Genomic DNA, 21,103 nt, shown 5'->3' with positions numbered 1-21,103 from the left:
ATTGGCGCACCGTGGGCAGATTCCATGTCGGCACGGACCACTCAGAGTCCACACCAGATGCCGGATATACGACTGCATGCGTTTCCCTACGGCCAGAAAAATCGCTCAGTTTCCTTGCCTTCCGGGGGAGTCCATATATGATGGGTTAGCGTACAGATTCGTTTCCAGCGGCCTCGTTAGTGTCGCCTTGAGAAACCAGTTGCAGTACGTCCTTGGTCAAATAAATGGTGCTTCGCGCTTCGTCTTGGCTCGGGAGTACGATATTGCCGTGAATGGCCATATTGCGATGTAGCGCGATCACTTCCATTCGTTCCTTAAGGCCTGCGGGAAATCGATACCCTTCCTTCCGAAGCCTGTTGATCATTGCGTTGACACCGGGAGGATTTTGTTCTTCAGACGGGTGCTTCCCAAACTGTTTCGCGTAGAACGCCGCGAGGACCGTTTCGATTGTGCGCCCACACATACCGATTGCAGCCATCGAGCAATTCCGTTCAAAGCACCTCAGTGCCTCCTCGTATGCAAGGTTCACGATCCGAGTGACATCTTCATGTAGAAGGTCGGAGGGAAACGTAAAGGCCATCTTGGTACGCGTTTCATCCCGCGACCCAAGATGATCGAGTCTACAATTCTGGTCGCCCATAATGGCGCGATCGAGGCGCAAGGTGATGACGTAGTCCGGAAATGGGAAATCAACCGTTCCGGAAGGTATGGTCAGCAACTGCGTATTCATGAACTGGACTGCCCCAGGCGAGAGGCTAATGCACAAATGCGTTTTATCTGTCATGGCTTACCTCAAATGCGAATCCAATTGTAGTTGTCGTGCTGACGCCCTCCGCAGCAGAGGCATGTCACATAGAACTCACTGTCGAGATTTGGTCCGGCGGACGTCCAGGATGCCTTCGATACTCGGCCGGTCGGCTGCAAGCGGTTGTTACGCCCTTTCAACCAAATGCGGCTTGGCACGATGGACATCGCCACTTCCCGAAGCGACGAAACGCTCCGGACTGCTCAGTGACGCGAACCTGTTGTTGCTTTGTATCCCAACATGCCGTGCAAAATGCTCCATCCTCACCCTCAAATGAATAGGCACCATCAACGAGCTTAGGCTTGGCCGAACTTCTTTGATTCAATGAGCTCTTCAGCTTTTCATTTTCTTCGATCGTCGTAGCCAACATTACCTTTAAGTTCGCCATTTCAAGCTTTGCATCGGATAGTTCCATAGAGAGATCAGCGAGCAGCATCTTGAAATCCGCATTTTCAAGTTTCTTCGAGAGATCGCGGAGCTTTGAAACAATATCGATTGCGGACTGCAAAGATGCAATTACGTCCATGATGACCCTCTTGCGCTAACGTTTTGATCGACACCAAGCGTCGAGATAGAAGTGTTATCGGACAGCGCGAATATCCTGTCGCCCACTGACAAGCCAATGTTTTGCAAGGGGCATTTCAACTCGTATATGTCATAGTGTCAGAGATCGTGTGAAACTCCTCCTCTCCCATGTCCGTCGCCCCCGGGCCCCGATGCTGCTCGCACTCGAGCATGAACGCTTCGGTTGAAGCATCACAGCATGCATACCGGAATGGCGTACCACGTTAAGATCAGACGATACAAGATGTTTTGGAGCCTGCACCATCGCCGTGACATGGGAAAGTGCCAGATGGAGGCGTTCGTGACATCGTTCCCGGCGGAGTGCGTCCTGCCCAATATGAAAAAGGGGCGCTTCCGCGCCCCCTTTCTTTCCTCGACCTACCCCGCCGCCCTCAACTCCCCCGCATGTACTGCACCGAGAACAGCTTCGTCGGGCTCATCTCCTGGTCGAGATGGACCTTGAACTTGCCCGTCGTGCAGTGCTTAGCCTGAACGTCGATGATGGCGAAGCCGTCGTTGATCGCTACGCCGCGGCCGGCGTTCTTTGCCATGTGGTTGTCAGAGTCCGTGTAGGCGACGATGAAGGTCTTCCACAGCTCGCCCTTGCGGTCGTAGATCTCGTTCAGGCTCAGCGCGTAGGTCTCGGCATCGACGTAATGCACGCGCTTGCTGATGACGTGGTCGGGATTGACCGGCACCGACTCGATGACGTAGGTCTTGCGAAGCTGCCACGTGACGTTCGGGAAGCACGCGCCTTCGCCGCCGAAGTCGATGAACTTGAAGTCGGGCTCCTTCGGTTCGTCGGCGAGCTTCTGCTTGTTGTGGGCGTAGAACGGCACGAGGAGGTCGCGCGTGCCCTTGTATTCCCACTTCATGTCGCGCATGCGGCCGTTATAACCTTCGAAGTCCTCGACCATCAGGTCCGAGCCGAGGAAGGGGTCGGTCACCTGGTTCGACGCGAGCCGGCGCACGCGGCGCTGGAAGCCGAGGTATAGGTACACCTCGTCGAGCTTCGCGTCGTCCGAGAAGCGGCTGATCAGGAGCTGCGTGTCCTTCAGGTCCTGCGGCTCGTGCACCTTCAGGTAGCCCGAGCGCAGCAGCTGCGAGGGGTTGGGCTCGACCTCCGGGCGCGGATCCTGGTCGACGCGGTGCTTCCACTGGATGATGTGGTATTCCTGCTTCAGTGTGCGCTCGACCTTGCCGCTCGCCATGTTCTTGTATTCCATGTGCCAGGGCCAGATCGTGTAGCTGTCGCCGATGCGGTTGTTGTGCTGGAAGTTCCAGAACACCTTCTCGCCGGCGCGCGGGTCCTTCGCGTCGGGCTCCTGCGGGAACGGCCGGCCGGCGACGAAGCCGACCAGATCGCCGACGTTCGCGCCCAACGACACCTTGTTGAGATTCTTGCGCGTCGCGTCGACGTAGTTCCTGCTGATCCCGAACGAGTAGGTCTCGCCGACCGTCAGCGTCGTCTGCCCGCTCTTGATGAACTGCGCCATGCTCGGGATCAGCGCGGCCTTCGCGGCCTCGACGTTGTTCTTGTCGATGACCATGCCCGGCTTGACGCCGGCGACTGTCGGCACGCCGCCTTTGTACGGGCCGAAGCTCTTGTCGATGTCGGCCTCGGTCGCGGCCTGCGCCGTGCCGATCGCGCCGGCCGCCAACAGCATCGATGTCATTGTCTTCATCTTCATCGTCGTCCTCCTCCGGGGTTCAGAACTTGTACTGCAGCGTGAATTGCAACTCGTCTTCCTCCTGCGCCATGCCGATCGGGCCGGCGCGGAAGCGGCCGAGCGGTTCGAATCCGCCCAGGCCGAGCGAGCCGTCGTTCGGCCCCTGCCCCGGCGAGGCGGAGAAGGGATGGAAGGGGTTGCAGGTGCGGCAGTCGTCGAACTTGCGCGCGCCGCGGCCGACCTTCACGTTGGCGCCGATCGTGAGCTTCAGGTTGTCGCTGACGAGCCAGTCGATCGAGGGCGCGACCGTGGTCGCCTCGGCGCGGAAGTCGTGCGCCATGATCACCTGCGGGCTCAGCCGGTCGTTCATGTAGAAGCCCTTCAGGAGCAGCGTGAAGATGTTGTTGTCCTTCCAGTCGGGCATGCCGACCTTGCCGAGCGGACGGTCCTCCAGCTCGTGGTCGAGCAGGTGCTGGCCGAACAGCTGCGCCGAGATCAGGAAGGCGCGGGTCTTGTTGAGGAAGGGGATGAAGGTCGGGCGATCCCAGCCGACCACGTAGCGGAACACGCGCGACTCGGAGAACAGGCGCTTGCGCAGGCCGTTCGGGAACTCTTCGCCCTCGGTCAGCGCGGCCTCGAGGCGGAACACCGACTTGATCGCGTCCACCTGCAGGTCCATCGAGCCGCCGATCAGGTTCACGCGCGGGAAATGCACGTCGAACGCGATCAGGAACGGGTAGGGATGCGGCTGCGGCTGCGTGTCGACGGCGCCGACCGGGTCGAAGGGGTTGTTCGCCGGGATGCCGCCCCGCAGCGACGGCAGCTGCGAGCGGTAGGTCAGCGCGTTGAGCGAGAAGCCCACGCCGCTCTTCTGGCCTTCGAGCTTGATGCCGAGCTGCGTGTTCGCCAGCGACCAGCTCGGCAGATGCGCCTTGCGGATGCCGATCTGGTTCGGCCCGAAGTCGGTCGCCGCGAGCCCCGGCAGGCCCAGGTTCGCGAAGTTCGCGACGGTGCCGCCGTTGTCCCACAGGTTCTTCATCCCGCGCATGAAGCAACCCGCGTCGAGGATCACGTTGGGGCTGCCGCACTGGCCGATGTTGTGCGGCCGGAACTTGTCGAAGTTCCACACGACGGCGAAATTCAGATCGTCGAAGGTCTCGGTCGCCCCGGCGCGGTACTCGGCCTGCATGATCCACATCGGGATGCGGATGTCCTGGAGTTCGTCGTAGATGTTGTTGCGCGAGTAGTCGACCGGGTTGATGACGTCGAGCACGCGGAAGAGGTCGGTGCGGCCCCACACGACCTGCTGCTTGCCGACCTTCATGAACAGGCTCGAGCCGTCGTCGAACGGCACGGAGCCGGTCACGTAAGCCTCGCGGATGAAGTCCCAGCGGTCGTTGAACTCGGGCGATTCGAGCTCCTGGCGGGTCGCGTCGAGGTAATCCTTGATGCAGCCGCGCGAGTCCTTGTCGCACGGGCGCACCGGCACCGCGAACGCGACGCCGCCGTCGGTGCGGTGCAGATGCTCGCCGAGCACGACCATCCCCTCGTTGGGGTTGTAGCGCGGCGCCGACGGGTCGGTCGAGTTGAAGCCGAAGGCGCCGCCGCCGGGTAGCCCGGCGAGTCCGGCGGTGAGCGGGTTGGTCGGGCTGCCGAGGCCGCCGCCGTGCGGTACGGAGGACCCCGGGATGCCGACGGTGTTCTCGAGCTGCACCGCGCCGCCGGCCTTGTTGCCGTAGGTGTCGTCGTTGAGGCGATAGACGCCGTCGAACGTGCCGCGCAGCTTCAGGTTCACGCCGACGTCGTCGAATGCGCCGCGCCGGCCGAGCTGGCGGTCGATGTCGACCTTCAGCGTGTTGCGGAACTTCGACAAGCCGACGTCGCGGCGCGCAAACGTCGCGTTCTCATACACCACATCGACGCGCGCCTCCTCGTTCGGGATGTCGCCGGCCTGCGCGGCGCCGACCGCGAGCGTCAGCATGCCGGCCGCAAGCGGCACGTTGCGGCGATCCTTCTTTGCGGATGTCCTCACCTTCGTCCTCCCCTCGTTGTTGTCGGCCGCTGCGCTCACGCAACCTGCAGCACGCCGTCTTCGTCGAGCCGCGCCTTCGTGATGAAGGCCGGCTTGAACATCACGACCCACGCCGGCATCAGCAGCATCGCGGCGAGCGCGTTGAGCACCAGCATCAGCGTCAGCAGCAGCGCGGAATCGGCCTGGAAACGCAGATCGGACAGGAGGACCCACATGATCACGCCCGCAATCAGGGTCACCGCGGTGAACACCACCGCGAAGCCGGTCGTCCCGGCCGCGGTGCGCACCGCCCGGCCGAGGTCGCCGCTCGCGGCCATCTCCTCGCGGATGCGGTTCATGATGTAGATGGCGTAGTCGATGCCGACGCCGATGCCGACCGCGATGACGGGCACGGTGTTGACGTTGATGCCGATGCCCTTGGCGCCCATGTACGCGTAGGTCATCACCGTGGCGAACAGCATCGGCAGCACCATCAGCCAGCCGGCATGGAGCGAGCCGTAGGACAGCGTGACGAAGACGAACGCCAGCGCGAGCACGAGCGGCACGATGAGGCGGTTGTCGTCGTCGACGGCGTCGTTGATCGCGGCATTGACGCCGATGGCGCCGCCGCCCAGGCGCAGCTCGAAGCCATCCACCGCGCCGACTTTGGCGATGCCCTGCTCGGCCACATGCACCGCGCGCCGGATCGTGTCGGCCTGCTTGTCCTTGTAGTAGAAGACGAGGTTCGCATCGCGCTCGTCGGCGTCGAGGAACTCCGCGAGCGCGCCGGGGATGGGGCTCGCCGCCATGTAGGCGAAGAGCAGGCCACCGATCGCCGACGCCGACTCGGGGATCTGGTTCCAGCGCGGGTCGGTGTTGTGGATCAGGCCGTTGACCGCGCGCACGAGGCCCGGCAGCGCCTTGGTGCCGCCGAGCGCCGGATCGAGCAGCATGTGATGCTGGAAACGCTCGATCGCGCGCAACACCTCGGGCCGCTTCAGCCCGCCCTTCTCTGCGGTGCGCGCGACGATGTAGAGCTCCTCGGAGCCGGGAAAGCGCGCGTTGATCGCGCGCGACGACACGTTGTAGTCGTGGTCCGGATACAGCAGCGGCGAACCGGCCTCGGCCTCGCCGATCTTTACGCGCGCGGCGAGCATGCCGCCGACGACGAGCAGCACCGCGGCGACCGCCAACACCGATGCCGCCGCGCGCCGGCCGGCCACTGCGCCGAACACCCGCTCGACCGCCGCATGCGCCCAGCCGCGGCGGTTCTCGGTATTGCGCGGCGCGGGCAGCAGCCACAGCAACAGCGGCACCACCAGCAGCACCGTGAAGAACACCGAGAACGCCCAGAAACCGGCGTAGTAGCCGAGCTTCGTGTTGATCGGCGCGGCGCCGAGCGCGAGCACGGCGATGCCGATCGCATCCACCGTGATCGCCAACGCCCCTGGCCGGAACAGGTCCTCGAACGCCGCGCGCGCCGCGACGCGGCCGTCGCGACTCGTCGCAAGCTCGGCGTAGTAGCGCTCGACGAGCTGGATGCTGTGCGACATCGCGCGCGCGGCGATCAGGAACGGGATCACGAGCGACAGCGGATCGAGGTTCCAGCCCATCTTCGAGACGAAGCCGAGGCCCCAGATCGACGACAGCGCGATGCCGACGAGGGGCAGCGCGACGCCGTAGAAGCGGCGGAAATACGCGACCAGCAATCCCACCATCAGCAGCAGCGTGAAGAGGAAGATCTGCAGGATCTGCGGCAGATAGGTGTACACCCAGCCGATCAGCACCGGCTGGCCGGTCGCGTGGATCCTCGTGCCGGCCGTCTGCTCCTTCGCGCGCGCCGCCTGCAGCTCGGCGAAGATCTTCTCGTAGTCGATCGCGCCGGCTTCGTTCATCTGCGCCTTGACGAGCGCGGCCTTCGCGTCGGGCGACACGAGCAGGCCGTAGATGCGCGGGTTCGCGCGGACCTCCTTGCCAAGCGCGTCGAGCTCGTCGACCGATAGCGCGGGACGCTGCGGATCGTGGTACGGCTGGGAGCGCATCTCGCCGTCCTCGGTGAGCCAGATCTTCCGCGACGTGCGGTGCGTCAGGCTGGAGACGAGGTTGTGATTGACGCCCGACAGGCTGTCGACGGCCTGCGTGACGCGGTGGATCAGCGCGAGCGTGTCGTTCGTGAAGATCGTGCCATCCTCGACCTCGATCGCGACGACGACCTGGTTCGCGCCGCCGAAGGTGTCGCGGATCTCATTGTGCAGGCGGATGAACGCGTGGCCCTGGGGCAGCAGGTCGCCGAACTCGGTGTGCATCTTCAGCGCCGGAATCTGCAGCGCGAAATACGCCGTGATCGCGAGGATCGCGACGAGCACGAGGCGCGGGAACTCGAAGATCCTCAGTTCGAGTTCGTGCAGCGCGTGGGTGAATTGGTGTCGCACGGCCTCTCCTTACTTCGGCGTTGCAGGGGTCGGGGAAACGATGTCGAGCGTGCCCGCGCCGCCCGCGACGAGCAGGCCGCGCCCGGGGAGCGAGAAGCCGCTCCTGAGGTAGGGCGCCGGGCGGCCCTCGACCGGCCGCCACTGCCCGTCTGCGAGCGCGAGCACCAGCCCGTTCGCGCCGAGCGCATAGACGCGATCCTCGTGGCGGGCGAGCCCGTACATCGGCGCACCGGTGGGGTTCGACTGCTTGACCCAGCTCGTGCCGCCGTCGGTCGTGTGCAGGATCGTGCCGGCGAGCCCGCTGACCCAGCCGGTCCGCGGATCGGTGAAGAGCGCGCCGTACGGATAGAAGTCGTTCGGGATCGGCGCGCCCGCCTGCCAGCTCGCACCACCGTCCTGCGTCGTCAGGAAGCTGCCGAACTCGCCGGTGATGACGCCGTGCCGCTCATCGATGAACTGCACCGTCGTGAACATCTGGTCCTCGCCGAGCGACGCGTCGCGCCACGTCGCTCCGCGGTCGGCGCTCGACAGGATCGCGCTCTCGCTGCCGACGACCCACACCCGCCCGCTCGCGTCGCACACGACCGCGAGCGGCGTCGCCTCGCTCGTGATCGGGCGTGCCGTCCAGCCGCTCGCCGCGGCGTCGGCGATCCACACGCGGCGGCCGAAATCGAGTGCGACGAAACCGCCGTCCGGGCACACCGCGGCGCCGATCAGCGACGCGCCGGCATCGACGACCTGGCGCCTCCAGCTCTTGCCGGCGTCGTCCGACGACACCACGACGCCGTTCGCTCCGACCGCGACGAGCACGCTCGAATTCGCGACGGCGGCCTGGAACTGGTCGGAGCGCAGCACCGGCGCGGACTGCAGCGCGGCAAGCTCCTGGAGGTTGGCCGACGCGCTGCAGCCGAGCAGACCGGACTGCGCGAGCGCCAACGGCAGGATCCAGGTACGGATTCGGTCAATCCCAGTCATGAAGTCCCCTTGCGATCTCGATCTGCAATGGCTTCCCCGTCTCGGGGAAGGCGAATTCTTCGGCTGGGGTTGGATGTCCGGACGCGCGGGGCGGCCCCGCACGGCGGCGCGTCGTGCGACTGGGCCGATTGCGGTTCCGGCTCTGTGATCGGGGTCAGGATTCCCGACGCCGCGCGACGTCAGAAAGGTAAGGATTTCGAGGGGGCTGCCGCTATCCGGGGAATGCGGCGCTTATCCGCGGAGTTCCGAACTATTTCTTTTGGGGAATATCGCCCGGCGCGGGGGCCGAACAGGCGGACGTGACGGGCTGGGGCCGGCCCCCGGACCTTTGCCAGTTCTGAGCGTTGACGCTGGTCGTTCGCCGCCCTAGGCTCTTCCGACCTCTCCCGCAGGAGCGCGCTGCGATGACGTACTTTGCCGGATTCATTCTGCTGGCGGGCGCGATGCTACTCGGTGCACCTGGCTCCTCCTGTGCCGACGCCGCGGACAGGCATGCAGTACCGCGCGCGCGGCTGGTGCGCGAGATCGCCGCGATGGCGGCTCAGGACCAGGCCGAAACGGGTAAGCCGTCCATCTCGCCGCGTGTCATGGAGGCGCTGGCCCGGGTGCCGCGCCACAAGTTCGTGCCGGTGGAACATGAACAACGTGCCTACGAGAACCGGCCCCTGCCCATCGGCTACGGCCAGACCATTTCCCAACCCTACGTGGTGGCGCTGATGACCGATCTGCTCCAGCTGAAGCCCGGCGACAGGGTCCTGGAGATCGGCACCGGCTCGGGCTATCAGGCCGCCATGCTGGCCGAGCTGACCGAAGCGGTGTTCACGATCGAGATCATCGAGCCCCTGGCCCGGCGCGCCGAAGCCATGCTGAAGAACCAGGGCTACGGCAAGGTCCAGGTCAAGGTAGCCGACGGCTACTACGGCTGGCCCGAGCATGCCCCCTTCGATGCCATCGTTGTCACGGCGGCGGCGAGCCACGTTCCGCCGCCCCTGATTCAACAGCTCAAGCCGGGCGGCCGGATGGTCATCCCGCTCGGCAGCGCCTTCATGACGCAACAGTTGATGCTGGTGGAGAAGGACGGGCAGGGCCGCGTACTGACACGCGAAATCCTGCCGGTGTCCTTCGTGCCGCTCACCGGCAAGCATTGAAGCGCATGCCGGCGCCGCTCGTCTCCGTCGGGCTGATCTCGGCGGCGGTGCTGGGCTACCAGCTCCTGCTGATGCGGCTCTTCTCCATCGTGTACTGGCACCACTTCGCCTACATGATGATCAGCCTGGCGCTGCTGGGCTACGGGGTCTCCGGCACCGTCGTCGCCTTGTGGCGCGAACGCCTGTCGCGGCATTTCCCCGTCGCTTTCGTCATCAATGCCGCGCTGTTCGGCCTGGCGCAGGTCGCGGCCTTCCAGGTGGCGCAGCGCGTGCCCTTCAATGCCCTGGAAATCCTCTGGGACGCTCGCCAGCCCCTCTTCCTGCTGCTGCTCTACGGGCTGCTGTTCGTGCCCTTCTTCTTTGCCGGCAACTGCATCTGCCTCAGTTTCGTCTGCTGCAATGCGGCCACCCATCGCCTCTATGGCGCCGACCTTCTCGGCGCGGCGGGCGGTTGCCTGCTGGTGATGGCGCTGCTCTTCCTGCTGCCACCGCTTTCCGCCTTGCGGGTCATCGCCGCACTGGGCCTGCTCGCCGCCGCGGTGGGCGCTTGGCGACTCCGGCTCGGGCCGCGGCTCGCCGCAGTCCTTCTGGCCTTGGCGCTGGCGCTGCCCTTCGCGCTGCCGGCACCGGTCGGCACCCCCGTCCCGAACGAATACAAGAGCCTCTCGCGGACGCTGCAAATCGGTGGCGCGCGCGTGCTCGAGGAGCGCTCCAGCCCGCTGGGACTCCTGACGGTGGTGGAAAGCCCGCGCGTACCCTTCCGCCATGCGCCGGGACTCAGCCTCAACGCGGCGGGGGAGCCGCCCGCTCAATTGGGGGTCTTCACGGACGGGGAGGGTTTCGCCGCGCTCACCCGCTTCGACGGTGATTTCGGCAAGCTCGCCTACCTCGACATGATGACTTCCGCCTTGCCCTACCACCTGCTGAAAGCGCCCCATGTGCTGGTGCTCGGGGCGGGCAGTGGCGCGGACGTCCTCCAGGCGCTCAGCCACGAGGCGCGGCGCGTCGAGGCGATCGAGCTCAACGCCCAGATGGTCGACCTCGTCCGCGACCGGCATGCCGGCTTTGCCGGTGATGTGTACCGGCGCCCGGGGGTGCAGGTCCATGTTGCGGAGGCGCGCGGCTTCGTCGCCGCGAGCCAGGAGCGCTACGACCTCATCCAGGTGGCGCTGCTCGATGCCTTCGGCGCCTCCTCCGCCGGACTCTACGGGCTCAGCGAAAGCTATCTCTACACGGTGGAGGCGCTGCAAGACTATCTGCGCCACTTGCGCCCCGGCGGGCTCCTCTCCATCACGCGTTGGGTCAGCCTGCCACCGCGCGACGCCCTCAAGTTGTTCGGCACCGCGGTGGTCGCACTGGAGCACGAAGGGGTGGCGCAACCCGGCAATCGCCTGGCCTTGGTGCGGGGCTGGCAGACCGTCACGCTGCTCGTCCGGAACGGTGAATTCGGCGCGGAGGACGTCGCAAGGATCCGAGCCTTCAGCGACGCGCGCTCATTCGATATCGAGTGGGCACCCGGCATTGCCGCCTGGGAGACCAATCGCTTCAACCGGCTCGACCAGCCTTGGTTCCACGAGGGCGCCACCGCACTGCTGGGCGAGGGCCGCGCGCAATTCATCGAGCGCTACAAGTTCAACATCGCCCCGGCCACCGACGACCGCCCCTACTTCTTCAACTTCTTCCGCTGGCGGACCTTCCCTGAAATCCTCGCCCTCAAGGGCCGCGGCGGCCTGCCGCTGCTGGAACTGGGCTACCCGGTGCTGGTGGCCACACTGGGGCAGGCGCTGCTCGCCAGCACACTGCTGATCCTGCTGCCCCTGAGGCTGGGGCGGGCGCAGCCCCCGGCCGTGCCGCGGACCCGGGTGTTCGCCTACTTCGCCGCGCTGGGTTTCGGCTTCATGTTCATCGAGATCGCCTTCATCCAGAAATTCACGCTGCTGCTTCCCCATCCGCTGTATGCCGTGGCCGTGGTGCTCTGCGCCTTCCTGCTCTTCGCCGGCCTGGGCAGCCGCTATTCCGAAAGGCTGCAAGGCGGGGTGTGGCGGCCGGTGCTGGCCATACTTCCGCTCGCGGCGTCCTACCTGCTGCTGCTACCCTGGTTGCTGCGGTTCGCCGTCGCCCTGCCCGACGCCTTGAAGATCCCGCTGGCCGTTGTCTTGATCGCGCCGCTGGCCTTCTGCATGGGCATGCCCTTCCCGCGCGGCCTGGCAGCACTCGCTTCGCACAGCCCGTCCGCCGTGCCCTGGGCCTATGGCATCAACGCCTGCACGTCGGTGATCGGCGCCGTGCTGGCGACGCTGCTCGCCATCCACCTGGGCTTCAGCGGCGTCATCGTGCTGGCCGCGGCGCTATATGGGCTCGCAGCAATGGCGTTCCCCAACCACGGGGGTGGAGCCGTTTCGACGATCACAAGAAGCGGGAAAAGCGATAATCGATCCGGCCGCAATGGCTCTGGCCAGGCTTGAAATGGGGCGGGCGGGTCACGGCCATTGCTGCCGCTCGTTGTTTCGGCAGAGCCGTCATTGGAGAGATTGCTTTGCTCGGAAATCTGCCGGAAAGCCGACGCGTGCAACTCGCCCGGAACGGACAGTCGGATCCAACAAACCTTTTCTTGCTCACGTTCGTCGCGTGCGAGGGCGCACGGCAGCAACTGCGAGCGGCGTTCGGATGCCGCTCGCAAACGTTCGTTGTAGTCCGCCCTTGTTATCAGAAGAAACGATACGTGTAGTCGAGGTATACGCGATGGTCGGTGTTGTCCTGCAGAACGCCGTCCACGCGACCGGTCTTGTCGGAGTTGTATTCCAGGTACCGGTAACGAAGGTTCAGCCCCTTGAGCAGCGGGATCTGGTAGCGGACATCGACTTCCAGCTCACTTTCGTCCGCCTCGCCGCGCGACGAGACGTGACTGTTCCTGGCGCCCGTACCCTGCTTGTACTTGACCGTCGTCTTCAGTCCCTTGATGTAGTCTTTCCAGTCGTAGCCTGCGCGGACCATCCAGACGGTCTCGTCGTTGTTCGTCATGTCCGCCAGCACGCCGCCCGTAGGGAAGGGGTTCATGCCGTGGTCGCCGGTGAAATTGTCCTCGATCCATGCGCCATCGAACTTCGCCACCGCCGCGCCGAGCATGACGTTACCGGCCGTCCACTCCGCGTCGAGATAGGCGCCGCGCCCATCGTTGTCGCTGCGGGTTACCCCGGCACGCGAGCCCGGGACGTCCTCGTCGTCCAGTTCCGCCCCTTCGGCAGCCGTGACGAAGAGCTTGCCCGCATCACGCGAGCTGTGCAGACCGGCGCTGAGCTTCAGCTTGTTCTTGTCCGCGAGATTGAAGGTGTAAGCACCGACGACACCGACCTTGGTCAGGAACTCCTTCGAGTTCAGGTACTCGACGTTGATTTCGTAGGGCCCCTTCGCATAGCGCGCGCCGGCCACGCCGACATAGTCGATGTCGCCCTCGTCGGATCGGTCGGTCGCGAATTTCTCGAAATGCGCTTCGCCGCGCCGCGACCACTCGTCGAACATCGCACCGTAGAGCGTGAGCCCGGGGACGAGCGTCAGCTGGCCGCTTGCACCGGAGTAGGTGTTGGGCACGGCACGGCTCGTGGAACTGATCATGAGCAGGCTGTCATACAGTTGCCGACCGATCTTGAGCTGGGCCTTGTCGTGGTACTTCAGCTTTACGAATGCCTGGGCGATCTTGCCGAAAGAATCGTGCAACTCGCCATTGTTGTCAGCGGAGAGCACGTCCGTGGTGACAAAGCCGGTCGCATCGAGCTTGGTGACGCTGTAGCCCGACACGCCGAATCCGGCGATGTCGCCGAAGTACGGCGACTCGTAATTGAGCTGCAAGCCGAGCGCGGTCTGCGTGCGATCCCTCGAGGATGTCTCGAATTCGCGGTCAAAATGCACGCCGCGCACTTTCAGTTCGAGTTTGTGCCCGTCCTCTTCCGCCGCCGCGCAAATCGCGGGCACAAACAGTCCGGCTACGAGCAGGGGCAGTATCCCCGCTTTCATCTTCTTCATGCTTTCCTCCTTGGTTGGATTCGTCTTCTCGCCCTCGCCCCGGACTTCGGCCGGGGTCGTCACGAGCGCTCACAGCCGGCGCGGATTTCTTCGGTGATCGCGGAGCGCAGGCGGAGTATGGGGACCGTGCGTAATTGCGGGAAATGCAAAATTACGGTGCATTGATGCTGAATGCGCATGAGAAAGTCAGCGCCCGGCCGGCGCGGCATCAAGGCTTGCCGCGCGCTTTGCTATTTCGCGAGAGTGGCGCCTATGCGGCTCGACCGGGCTCGCACAGAGGAACGTGTACGGCTCCGCGGAAGAGCGGGCGGGCGGTCCGGATCAAGCCCGCGGAATGGATGACGGGAAGGTCGTCGACCGCCTTTGCCGCGACGTCGAGGCGGATGTCCAGCGTTCCGGCTGGCTGCTCGATCGTCACGAGGTACGGGTCGTCCGACTTCGGCCGGGCGAGACCTTGCACGACCGAGCCGGGAAGGATGCTCGCGGCCGCGAGGCACAACGCGCCCGTCACGGCATAGGCAGAATGGCAGTTCCACGGGGTGAAGTAGCGAGAGGCGATAACGCCTCTCCCCTGAGGCGACGCAACCAGGGCGATCTTCGGCAAGACCTTGTCGCGCACATCACCCAGTCCTGCGAGCAGCGCAACCTGCAAGCGGATCGACTCGAGCCGGACCTTCAGCTTCCGGTCGGCATCGAGTTCGGCCTTCGTCTCGTGGCCGGTCTTTCCCATCGCTTGCGCTGGGACGAAAACCAGCGGCGTCGAGAAGTCGATGCAGGACACTTCGACGCCATCGACGACATCGAGCGGACGCCCGGTCGGCAGCAGGCGTCCGGTCTTGGCACCGGCCGCGTCGCGGAAATTCAGCTGGATCGGCGCTCCGCTGCCGGGGACGCCATCGATGCGTGCAAGCCCGTCGTAGCTCACCTTGCCGCCAGGCGTCTGGATCACGGCCTCGACGACCTTGCCGGTGTTCACGTTGAGGATGCGCAGGGTCGTGACGGGGTCGGTCGCGGGGACCAGCCCGTTCTCGATCGCGAAGGGGCCGACGCCGGCGAGCATGTTGCCGCAGTTCGGCGTCGTGTCGACGGTGGCCGTCTCGACCGACACCTGCGCAAAGAGATACTCGACGTCGATGTCGGCGCGGGTCGAGGGGCTCACGATGACGACCTTGCTCGTCAGCGTGTCGCCGCCGCCGATGCCGTCGATCTGCCGCGCATGGGGCGACCCCATCGCCGCGAGCAGTACGCGGTCGCGCTCCGCGGGATCGGCGGGGAGATCTGCGGCGTGGAAATACGGCCCCTTCGACGTGCCTCCGCGCATCAGCGTGCAAGGAATGGTCAGGATCATGCTGGTGTTCCTCCGTCTCAACGATGGCGCGATTCTGGGCGCCCGACGGAAAAACATGAAATGCAATAATCGCTACGATTGTTGCGAGGTACGCATTTCTATGACGGCCTGTTTCCCTCACCGATTGCCGGTTTTTCCCCGGCGACGAATCGCCGCACTTGCGCGAACGCCTCACGAAAGTAAGCCTCGTAGGTGTCCTGATCGACGAAGCCCAGGTGGGGGGTACACAGGATTGCCGGGTGATTCAGGTAAGGCGCGACGCCGTCCGGCTCGTCCTCGAAAACGTCCAGCGCTGCGGCACCGGGTCGGCCACGGGCGAGCGCGTCGAGCAGGGCGCCCGGCGCGAGGAGTTCGGCGCGGCTGGTGTTCACCAGCAAGGCGTCCGGGCGCATCAATGCAAGATCGTCGGCATCGATCATGTGGCGCGTGTCGGGGCCGAGCCGCAGGTGCAGCGTCAGGACGTCGAGTTGCGCCAGGAACTCGCTGCGGTTGGCGATGAACTCGTAGCTGGCGCGCGCCGCGGCCTCGCGGGACTGCTCGCGACCGTGCACGACGACGCGCATCCCGAAGGCTTGCCCGATGGCCGCGACGCGGCTTCCGATCTTGCCCAGGGACCAGACGCCGAGCGTGCGGCCGTGCACGGCGCGTCCGAGCCCTTCGTCCCCGATCTGTTCGCAGCTGCGCTGCCACCGCCCCTGCGACAGATGGTGGGCGTAGGGCAGCAAGCGGCGCGACGCAGCGAGGATCAGCGCCCAGGTCAGCTCAGTGGGTGCGATCGGATTGCCGCTGCCGTCGCGGACCTGGATGCCCCGTCGCCTGCAGGCTTCGAGGTCGATGCAGCCGGAAAGCCGCCCGGTCTGTACGATCAGTTTCAGCCGCGGCAGCGCTTCGACGACGCGAGCGGTGATCTGCGTGCGCTCGCGAATCAGCACCAGGCAATCCGTGTCCTGCAGCGCGGCGATCAACCCGTCCTCGTCGACGAGGCGTTCCGTGAGCGTGTGGAGGCTTACCGGGATGTCCTCAAGCTCCTTCGTAGCGGCGAGGCGCGGCACCACGCCCTGATAGTCGTCGAGGACCGTCACTCTCATCGTTTTTCTTCCCTAGCTGATCCAAGGTTTTCGGGTTGCCGCGCCGGCCTCCCCTTCGGGCACGACCGGGTGGCGGATTCCGAGCGCCGCATAGATGGGGCGCAAATGCATGCGCAGGAATTCCAGCCCCAGCCGGAAATGAAGGCTTGCGAGCAGCAGCGCCGCGCCCGCAGCGAGTTCCGTCGTTTTGGCACCGACGTGATCGGAGAGGATTCCTGCAAGCAGGCTCCCGATAGCCGCTGCGCCGAGGTTGGCCGCGGTGTACAACGCAAGCACGCGGCCTCTGAGCCCCTCGGGCAGGATCGTCTGCAGCACCGTATTGCTCGACGCGTTGCCGGTGATGACACCGAAGCCGACCAGGAACAGCAGCCCCGCCCCGAGCCAGAGCGTGTCCGACAATGTAAATCCGATGAGCGCCAGCGCCGCGAGCAGGTTTCCCCCGGCGATCTCGCCGGTGAGTCCCCTCACGGACCGGCGCATCACGAGATTCAGGGACGCGCACAAGGCGCCGGCGCCCGCGCTGCCGAGGAGCATTCCGAGGGTATTCGGCCCGCCGTGGAAGACGTCGCGGGCGAAAACCGGCATCAGGGGCACATAGCTCGCGGCGAGGAAGTTGAGCAACGCGACCTGAATCAGCAGCTTGGAGACCGGCAGGCTGTTCCGCACGAACTCCACGCCTTCCCGCATCGCAGTGCCGAACGGGAGCGCGACGGTCTGATTGTGCGGGATGCGGATGCACAGCAGTGCCGCAATCACGGCGACGAACGACAGCGCGTTCAACGCGAAGCATGCCGCCTCCGAAGTCGTCGCGAGCACCGCACCCGCAACAGGCGGTCCGACGAAGCGCGCAGTGTTGAAGATCAGCGAGTTCAGCGCGATCGCGTTCGGCAGATCCTCCGGATCGGCGATCAGTGGCGCAGCGAGCGCATGCCGAAGCGGCGCATCGAAGCTGTTGAGGATGCCCAGCGATGCCGATGCGACCAGGATCTGCAGCGGAGTGATCCAGCCCCAAAAGGTCGAAATCGCGAGGAAGCCTGCCTGGATCAGCATCATGAGTTGCACGAGCAGCATCAGGCGTTTGCGCTCCACCCGGTCGATGACGATGCCGGCGACTGGCGCGACGACGAGTTGCGGGGCCTGGGCGAGGAACGCGACGATGCCGAGCAGTGCGGCCGAGTCCGTGAGTCGATAGACGAGCCAGCCGAGTGCCACCTGCTGCGTCCAGCTGCCCAGCAGCGATACCGACTGCCCGCAGAAGTAGAGCCGATAGTTCCGATGACGCAACGCGCGCCAGGACCGGCCGGGCTTCCGCGGGCTCGCGGTCGCGGCGGCTTCGCCGAACCGGTCCGGGCGCACCGGCCTCACTCGCTGCCGACGCCGACCGGATTGGGGGTGCGCTTCTCGATCGACCATTTCAGCAGCGCGGCAGTGCGAAAAATGCCGTGTGCGAACTTGCCATAGGGCATGGTCAGGAACAGCGCCATCACCGCGCCGAGATGCAGGGCAAGGAGGAGCGCCATCGCTGCAGTGTCGCGTCCCGCGAGGAGCGCGAGCCCCGTGGCGCCGGTGAGCAGCAGCAGCGCGATGAAACCGCGGTCCATCGGTTTCTGCGCGGCGTCCCCGTGCTGCGCGTGGCGCTGCAGGTTCAGCCAGAGCAGCCCTGCGGGGCCGATCAGCAGCCCGATTCCACCCAGGGTGCCGAGCACGACGGGCAGGCTGGTCAGCGCGTAAGGCGCCGCCCAGCCGAAGACGTAATGGTAGATCGTCGCCACACTCGTTGCCGCAAAGCACAGCATGAAGCCGTAGAAGGTCAGGTGGTGGAAGCGGCGGCGGGCGAGCGTATTGGCATCGTCCTCGTTCGGGCAGCCTTGACCGTGTCCGCCGTCGAGGTACTTGAGCTTGAGCACGTCATGCGCGGTCTCGGCGATTGCCGCCGCATTGGGGTCTCCCGCCGAGATCCCGCGCCAGAACTTCGCCACACCCAGGCCCAGAGCCACCGCGACGAACAGGAACACCGGCCCGAACATCGACACCAGCAGGTTGTGCGGAAAGATCGCGTAGAAATCGCCGGCTAGCGGGGCGTGGAACAGCGTGCCGTTTCTTGCCAGGGCCATCACCAGGAAGAGCGCGAGCCCGGTCGCAAGCGCCAGCGCGACGGTGAGCCCGTTGTTGCGGTAGAGCGTGCCGAGACTGCTCGGCCACGCAAAGTCCGAGTAGGTTTGCCCGCGCACCTTGGCCATCGCCTGCGGAATATTGACCGCGAACTCGTGCGGCGGCGCGTATTGGCAGGCATGCAGGCACGCGCCGCAATTGTGGCAAAGGTTCGCGAGGTAATGAACGTCGGCCTGGGCGAATTCGAGTCTCCGTGTCATCGCCGGGAAGACCGCACAAAAGCCTTCGCAGTAGCGGCAGGCGTTGCAGATCTTCATCACGCGTTCGACTTCGGCTTCCGCCGCGCTGGGCACGACGACGCCCTCGGCCAGATCGCTTGCTTCGCGGAGCAGGGCTTCAAGCTGCTGCATGTTCGACTCCTTCATTCCTGGCCGCCACGGCTGCAGACGCGCCCGCGATACGACCGAATACCGTGCCGATCGTCATGCCGACCCCTGCGGTGTAGCCCTGTCCGAGCACATTGCCGGCCATCATCTCGCCGGCGACGAAAAGATTGCGGCTGGGTTTGCCCTTGAAATGCGCGGCCGCCCGTTCGTCGACCTTCAGGCCGAGGTAGGTGAAGGTGATGCCGGGCTTGAGCGCGTAGCCATAGAAGGGAGGGGTATCGAGCGGCAAGGCCCAGTGGGTCTTCGCCGGCGTTACACCGTCCGTATGGCAGTCGTCGAGCACCGTGTGGTCGAAGGTGCCGACGCGGCACGCGGCGTTGTAGTCGCGCACCGTGCGCACGAAGGCCTGCTCTTCGAGACCGAGCTGGCGAGCGAGGCCTTCGAGGGTGTCGGCCTTCGCGCCGGGGAACACGGGGGGCATGAAGCGGCCGACGGCCTTCGAATCGATGACCGAAAATCCGACCTGCCCGGGCTGCTGGGCGACGAGACGTCCCCAGATCGCATAACGCTTGGGCCAGAAGTCTTCGCCCTCGTCGTAGAAGCGCTGCGCGTGCCGGTTGACGACGATGCCGAGCGACACGCAGTCGATGCGCGTGCAGATCCCGCCGTCGTAGAGCGGCGCGCGCGCATCGACGGCGACGCAGTGCGATTGCGAGGGATCGCCGATCGTGTCGGCGCCCGACTCCATCATCGCTTTCAGCAGCACCCCGCGATTGAAGCGCGTGCCGCGGATCGCGAAGTTGTCCGCCGGCCACTCGCCGTCGGCGTTCTGGCCCCAGGCTTCGCGCAGCCATTCCCGGTTGGATTCGAAGCCGCCGGAGGCGAGCACGCAGGAGCGGGCCACGATGCGTTCCTGTCCGATCCACGCGGCGCGGAACTCGCCGTCGACCACTTCCAGTCGATCCACCGGCGCCTCGTAGCGGATGCGCACGCCGAGCGCTTCCGCGCTGCGGTAATAGGCATTCACAAGCGCCTTTCCGCCCCCCATGAAGAAGGCGTTGGTGCGCGACAGATGCAGCGTGCCCGACAGCGAGGGCTGGAAATGCACGCCATGCCGGCGCATCCAGTCGCGACAGCGGGAGGACTCGCGGATCGCCAGCCGCGCGAGTTGCTCGTTGGTGCGGCCACCGGTCACCTTCTTGAGATCCTGCCAGAACTCTTCTTCAGGGTAGGCCTCGGTGAGCACGTCCTGGGGGGCATCGTGCATGCAACGCAGGTTGCGCGTGTGGCTCGAGTTGCCGCCACGCCATTCGCGCGGCGCGGCTTCCAGCAGCAGCACGGAAGCGCCCGCCTCGCGGGCGGTAAGCGCTGCGCACAGCGCCGCATTGCCGCCGCCGATGACGAGCACGTCGGGGGTGCTCGAGGTATCTTGTTTCATGTCCTGAACTCCATTCGGGGCTGGTTCCTCGCCGTGCGGTCACCGCAATCCGCGGTCCCCCTGCACGTCGACGGCTCCACTATTGCGTCTGGCGCACCCCTTGCCCTAAGCCGCGCCGATATCGCCCCATCTCGGATCGAGATGGCCGGTCGCGACGCCGCGCCAACAGCCCTCGGTGACGAGCCGGCGCACGACGCGAATCACCATGCCGCGCGTCGCCAGCGCGGCCGGTGACAGCTCGTCGTCGGAGAGACTGCACAAGAGATTCCGGCGGGAAGTCCCGTCATCCACGATCTCGGCCCAGCTCAAGCGTGACTCCGCATCCGACTGGCGCGCGAGTGCCGCCCACGGCTGCAAGGTCGCCGCCATGCCCCGTGCCACCATGTCCATGAGCACGTAGAGCGAATCGACTTCGGCGATGACTGCGGGACGCATGCCCAGTGCGTGAAACGCGGCGTCGATGACCCGGCGCAGACCGTGACGCGGGGTCGGCAGTACGAGCGGTACTTCGGCCATGTGGGCAAGGCGAGTCGGCAGGGTAGTGGGGCGCACGTCGGCGCCGCATATGAAGAACAGGCGCTCCTCCAGCAGGGGCTGAACGCTGCACCGGCTGGTGGGCCCGGTATCGAACAGGACGGCGAGATCGAGTTCGCGGCCGTTCAACATCTGGCCAAGGTGACCGGACATCCCTTCGACGAGGTGGATGCGGATGTCCGGGTAGTGCTCCCGCATTGCCTCGATCAGAGGAAAGCCGAGCACCCCGGACGTCGATGGTGCCAGGCCGACGCTGACGATGCCCGACAGACGTGATTGCTGTGCGGCCGTCGCCGCCTCCCTGGCATGGCGCAGGGCAAGCTGCGCATGGGCGAGGAAGGCGATGCCGGCATCAGTCGGCATCACCCCGGTCGCCGTACGCTGCAGCAGCCGCGTCGCGAGTTCGCCTTCAAGGCGCTGGATCTGCAGGCTCACCGCGGATTGAGCGATCCCGAGGTCGAGTGCGGCCTGGCTGATGCTGCCGAGCTCGATCGTGCGCACCAGATAGCGCAGCTGTCTGAGTTCCATGCCTTAGCCCTCCTTTCGCGACGTCTCTGCGCAACGCGGGTCAC

At 65.5% G+C, this 21,103-nt stretch carries 15 protein-coding genes; 2 read left to right on the top strand and 13 right to left on the bottom strand.

What is annotated here, in order from left to right:
• Positions 1–145: 145 nt before the first annotated feature.
• From GO615_RS14220 to GO615_RS14195, 6 genes are all read right to left on the bottom strand, one after another.
• On the bottom strand, positions 146–730 hold the full coding sequence (locus GO615_RS14220) for a DUF4145 domain-containing protein (RefSeq protein ID WP_169129123.1): 585 nt from the start codon (positions 728–730) through the stop codon (positions 146–148).
• A 211-nt stretch (positions 731–941) separates the two neighbouring features.
• The gene (locus GO615_RS14215; protein ID WP_169129122.1) at positions 942–1,331 is read right to left on the bottom strand and encodes a hypothetical protein; all 390 of its coding nucleotides are present in this window, start codon (positions 1,329–1,331) and stop codon (positions 942–944) included.
• A gap of 430 nt (positions 1,332–1,761) precedes the next feature.
• Positions 1,762–3,060, bottom strand: coding sequence for a DUF1329 domain-containing protein (locus GO615_RS14210; RefSeq protein ID WP_169129121.1), 1,299 nt, complete (start codon positions 3,058–3,060; stop codon positions 1,762–1,764).
• A 19-nt stretch (positions 3,061–3,079) separates the two neighbouring features.
• Positions 3,080–5,071, bottom strand: coding sequence for a DUF1302 family protein (locus GO615_RS14205; protein WP_339380034.1), 1,992 nt, complete (start codon positions 5,069–5,071; stop codon positions 3,080–3,082).
• 35 nt (positions 5,072–5,106) lie between these two features.
• Positions 5,107–7,482 carry an MMPL family transporter gene (locus GO615_RS14200; RefSeq protein WP_169129120.1) on the bottom strand — a complete coding sequence of 792 codons (2,376 nt, stop codon included), beginning with the start codon at positions 7,480–7,482 and terminating at the stop codon, positions 5,107–5,109.
• A gap of 9 nt (positions 7,483–7,491) precedes the next feature.
• Positions 7,492–8,457 carry a YCF48-related protein gene (locus GO615_RS14195; RefSeq protein ID WP_169129119.1) on the bottom strand — a complete coding sequence of 322 codons (966 nt, stop codon included), beginning with the start codon at positions 8,455–8,457 and terminating at the stop codon, positions 7,492–7,494.
• 404 nt (positions 8,458–8,861) lie between these two features.
• On the opposite strand from GO615_RS14195, the gene GO615_RS14190 reads away from it, so the two are divergent.
• Positions 8,862–9,605, top strand: a complete 744-nt coding sequence (locus tag GO615_RS14190; RefSeq protein ID WP_169129118.1) for a protein-L-isoaspartate(D-aspartate) O-methyltransferase — start codon at positions 8,862–8,864, stop codon at positions 9,603–9,605.
• Between the two features lie 5 nt (positions 9,606–9,610).
• The gene (locus GO615_RS14185; protein ID WP_169129117.1) at positions 9,611–12,070 is read left to right on the top strand and encodes a spermidine synthase; all 2,460 of its coding nucleotides are present in this window, start codon (positions 9,611–9,613) and stop codon (positions 12,068–12,070) included.
• A gap of 241 nt (positions 12,071–12,311) precedes the next feature.
• Here the strand turns inward: GO615_RS14185 and GO615_RS14180 are convergent, their stop codons facing one another.
• The 7 genes from GO615_RS14180 to GO615_RS14150 all read right to left on the bottom strand — a co-directional run bounded on the left by GO615_RS14180 (position 12,312) and on the right by GO615_RS14150 (position 21,059).
• A complete protein-coding gene (locus GO615_RS14180) occupies positions 12,312–13,625 on the bottom strand; it encodes an OprD family outer membrane porin (RefSeq protein ID WP_169129115.1) in 1,314 nt (437 codons plus the stop codon).
• Positions 13,626–13,875: 250 nt separating this feature from the next.
• A complete protein-coding gene (locus GO615_RS14175) occupies positions 13,876–14,973 on the bottom strand; it encodes a 4-oxalomesaconate tautomerase (protein WP_169129114.1) in 1,098 nt (365 codons plus the stop codon).
• Positions 14,974–15,071: 98 nt separating this feature from the next.
• Positions 15,072–16,061, bottom strand: a complete 990-nt coding sequence (locus GO615_RS14170; protein ID WP_169129113.1) for a D-2-hydroxyacid dehydrogenase family protein — start codon at positions 16,059–16,061, stop codon at positions 15,072–15,074.
• Positions 16,062–16,073: 12 nt separating this feature from the next.
• Positions 16,074–17,345 carry an MFS transporter gene (locus tag GO615_RS14165; protein WP_169129112.1) on the bottom strand — a complete coding sequence of 424 codons (1,272 nt, stop codon included), beginning with the start codon at positions 17,343–17,345 and terminating at the stop codon, positions 16,074–16,076.
• A gap of 77 nt (positions 17,346–17,422) precedes the next feature.
• Positions 17,423–18,583 (bottom strand): tricarballylate utilization 4Fe-4S protein TcuB, encoded by a 1,161-nt coding sequence (tcuB, locus tag GO615_RS14160; protein ID WP_169129111.1) that lies wholly within the window; start codon positions 18,581–18,583, stop codon positions 17,423–17,425.
• Complete coding sequence (tcuA, locus tag GO615_RS14155) at positions 18,570–19,997, bottom strand: FAD-dependent tricarballylate dehydrogenase TcuA (protein ID WP_169129104.1); 1,428 nt, start codon at positions 19,995–19,997, stop codon at positions 18,570–18,572. Before tcuA ends, tcuB begins: the two co-directional genes overlap by 14 nt.
• A gap of 105 nt (positions 19,998–20,102) precedes the next feature.
• Entirely contained in the window at positions 20,103–21,059 is a 957-nt protein-coding gene (locus GO615_RS14150; protein ID WP_169129102.1) for a LysR family transcriptional regulator, read from the bottom strand.
• Between the last annotated feature and the right edge of the window lie 44 nt (positions 21,060–21,103).

The organism is Aromatoleum evansii (genome assembly GCF_012910805.1).
Classification (GTDB): domain Bacteria; phylum Pseudomonadota; class Gammaproteobacteria; order Burkholderiales; family Rhodocyclaceae; genus Aromatoleum; species Aromatoleum evansii.
The sequence above is the reverse complement of the archived record's forward strand: the minus strand, read 5'-3'. Positions and strand labels throughout refer to the sequence as shown.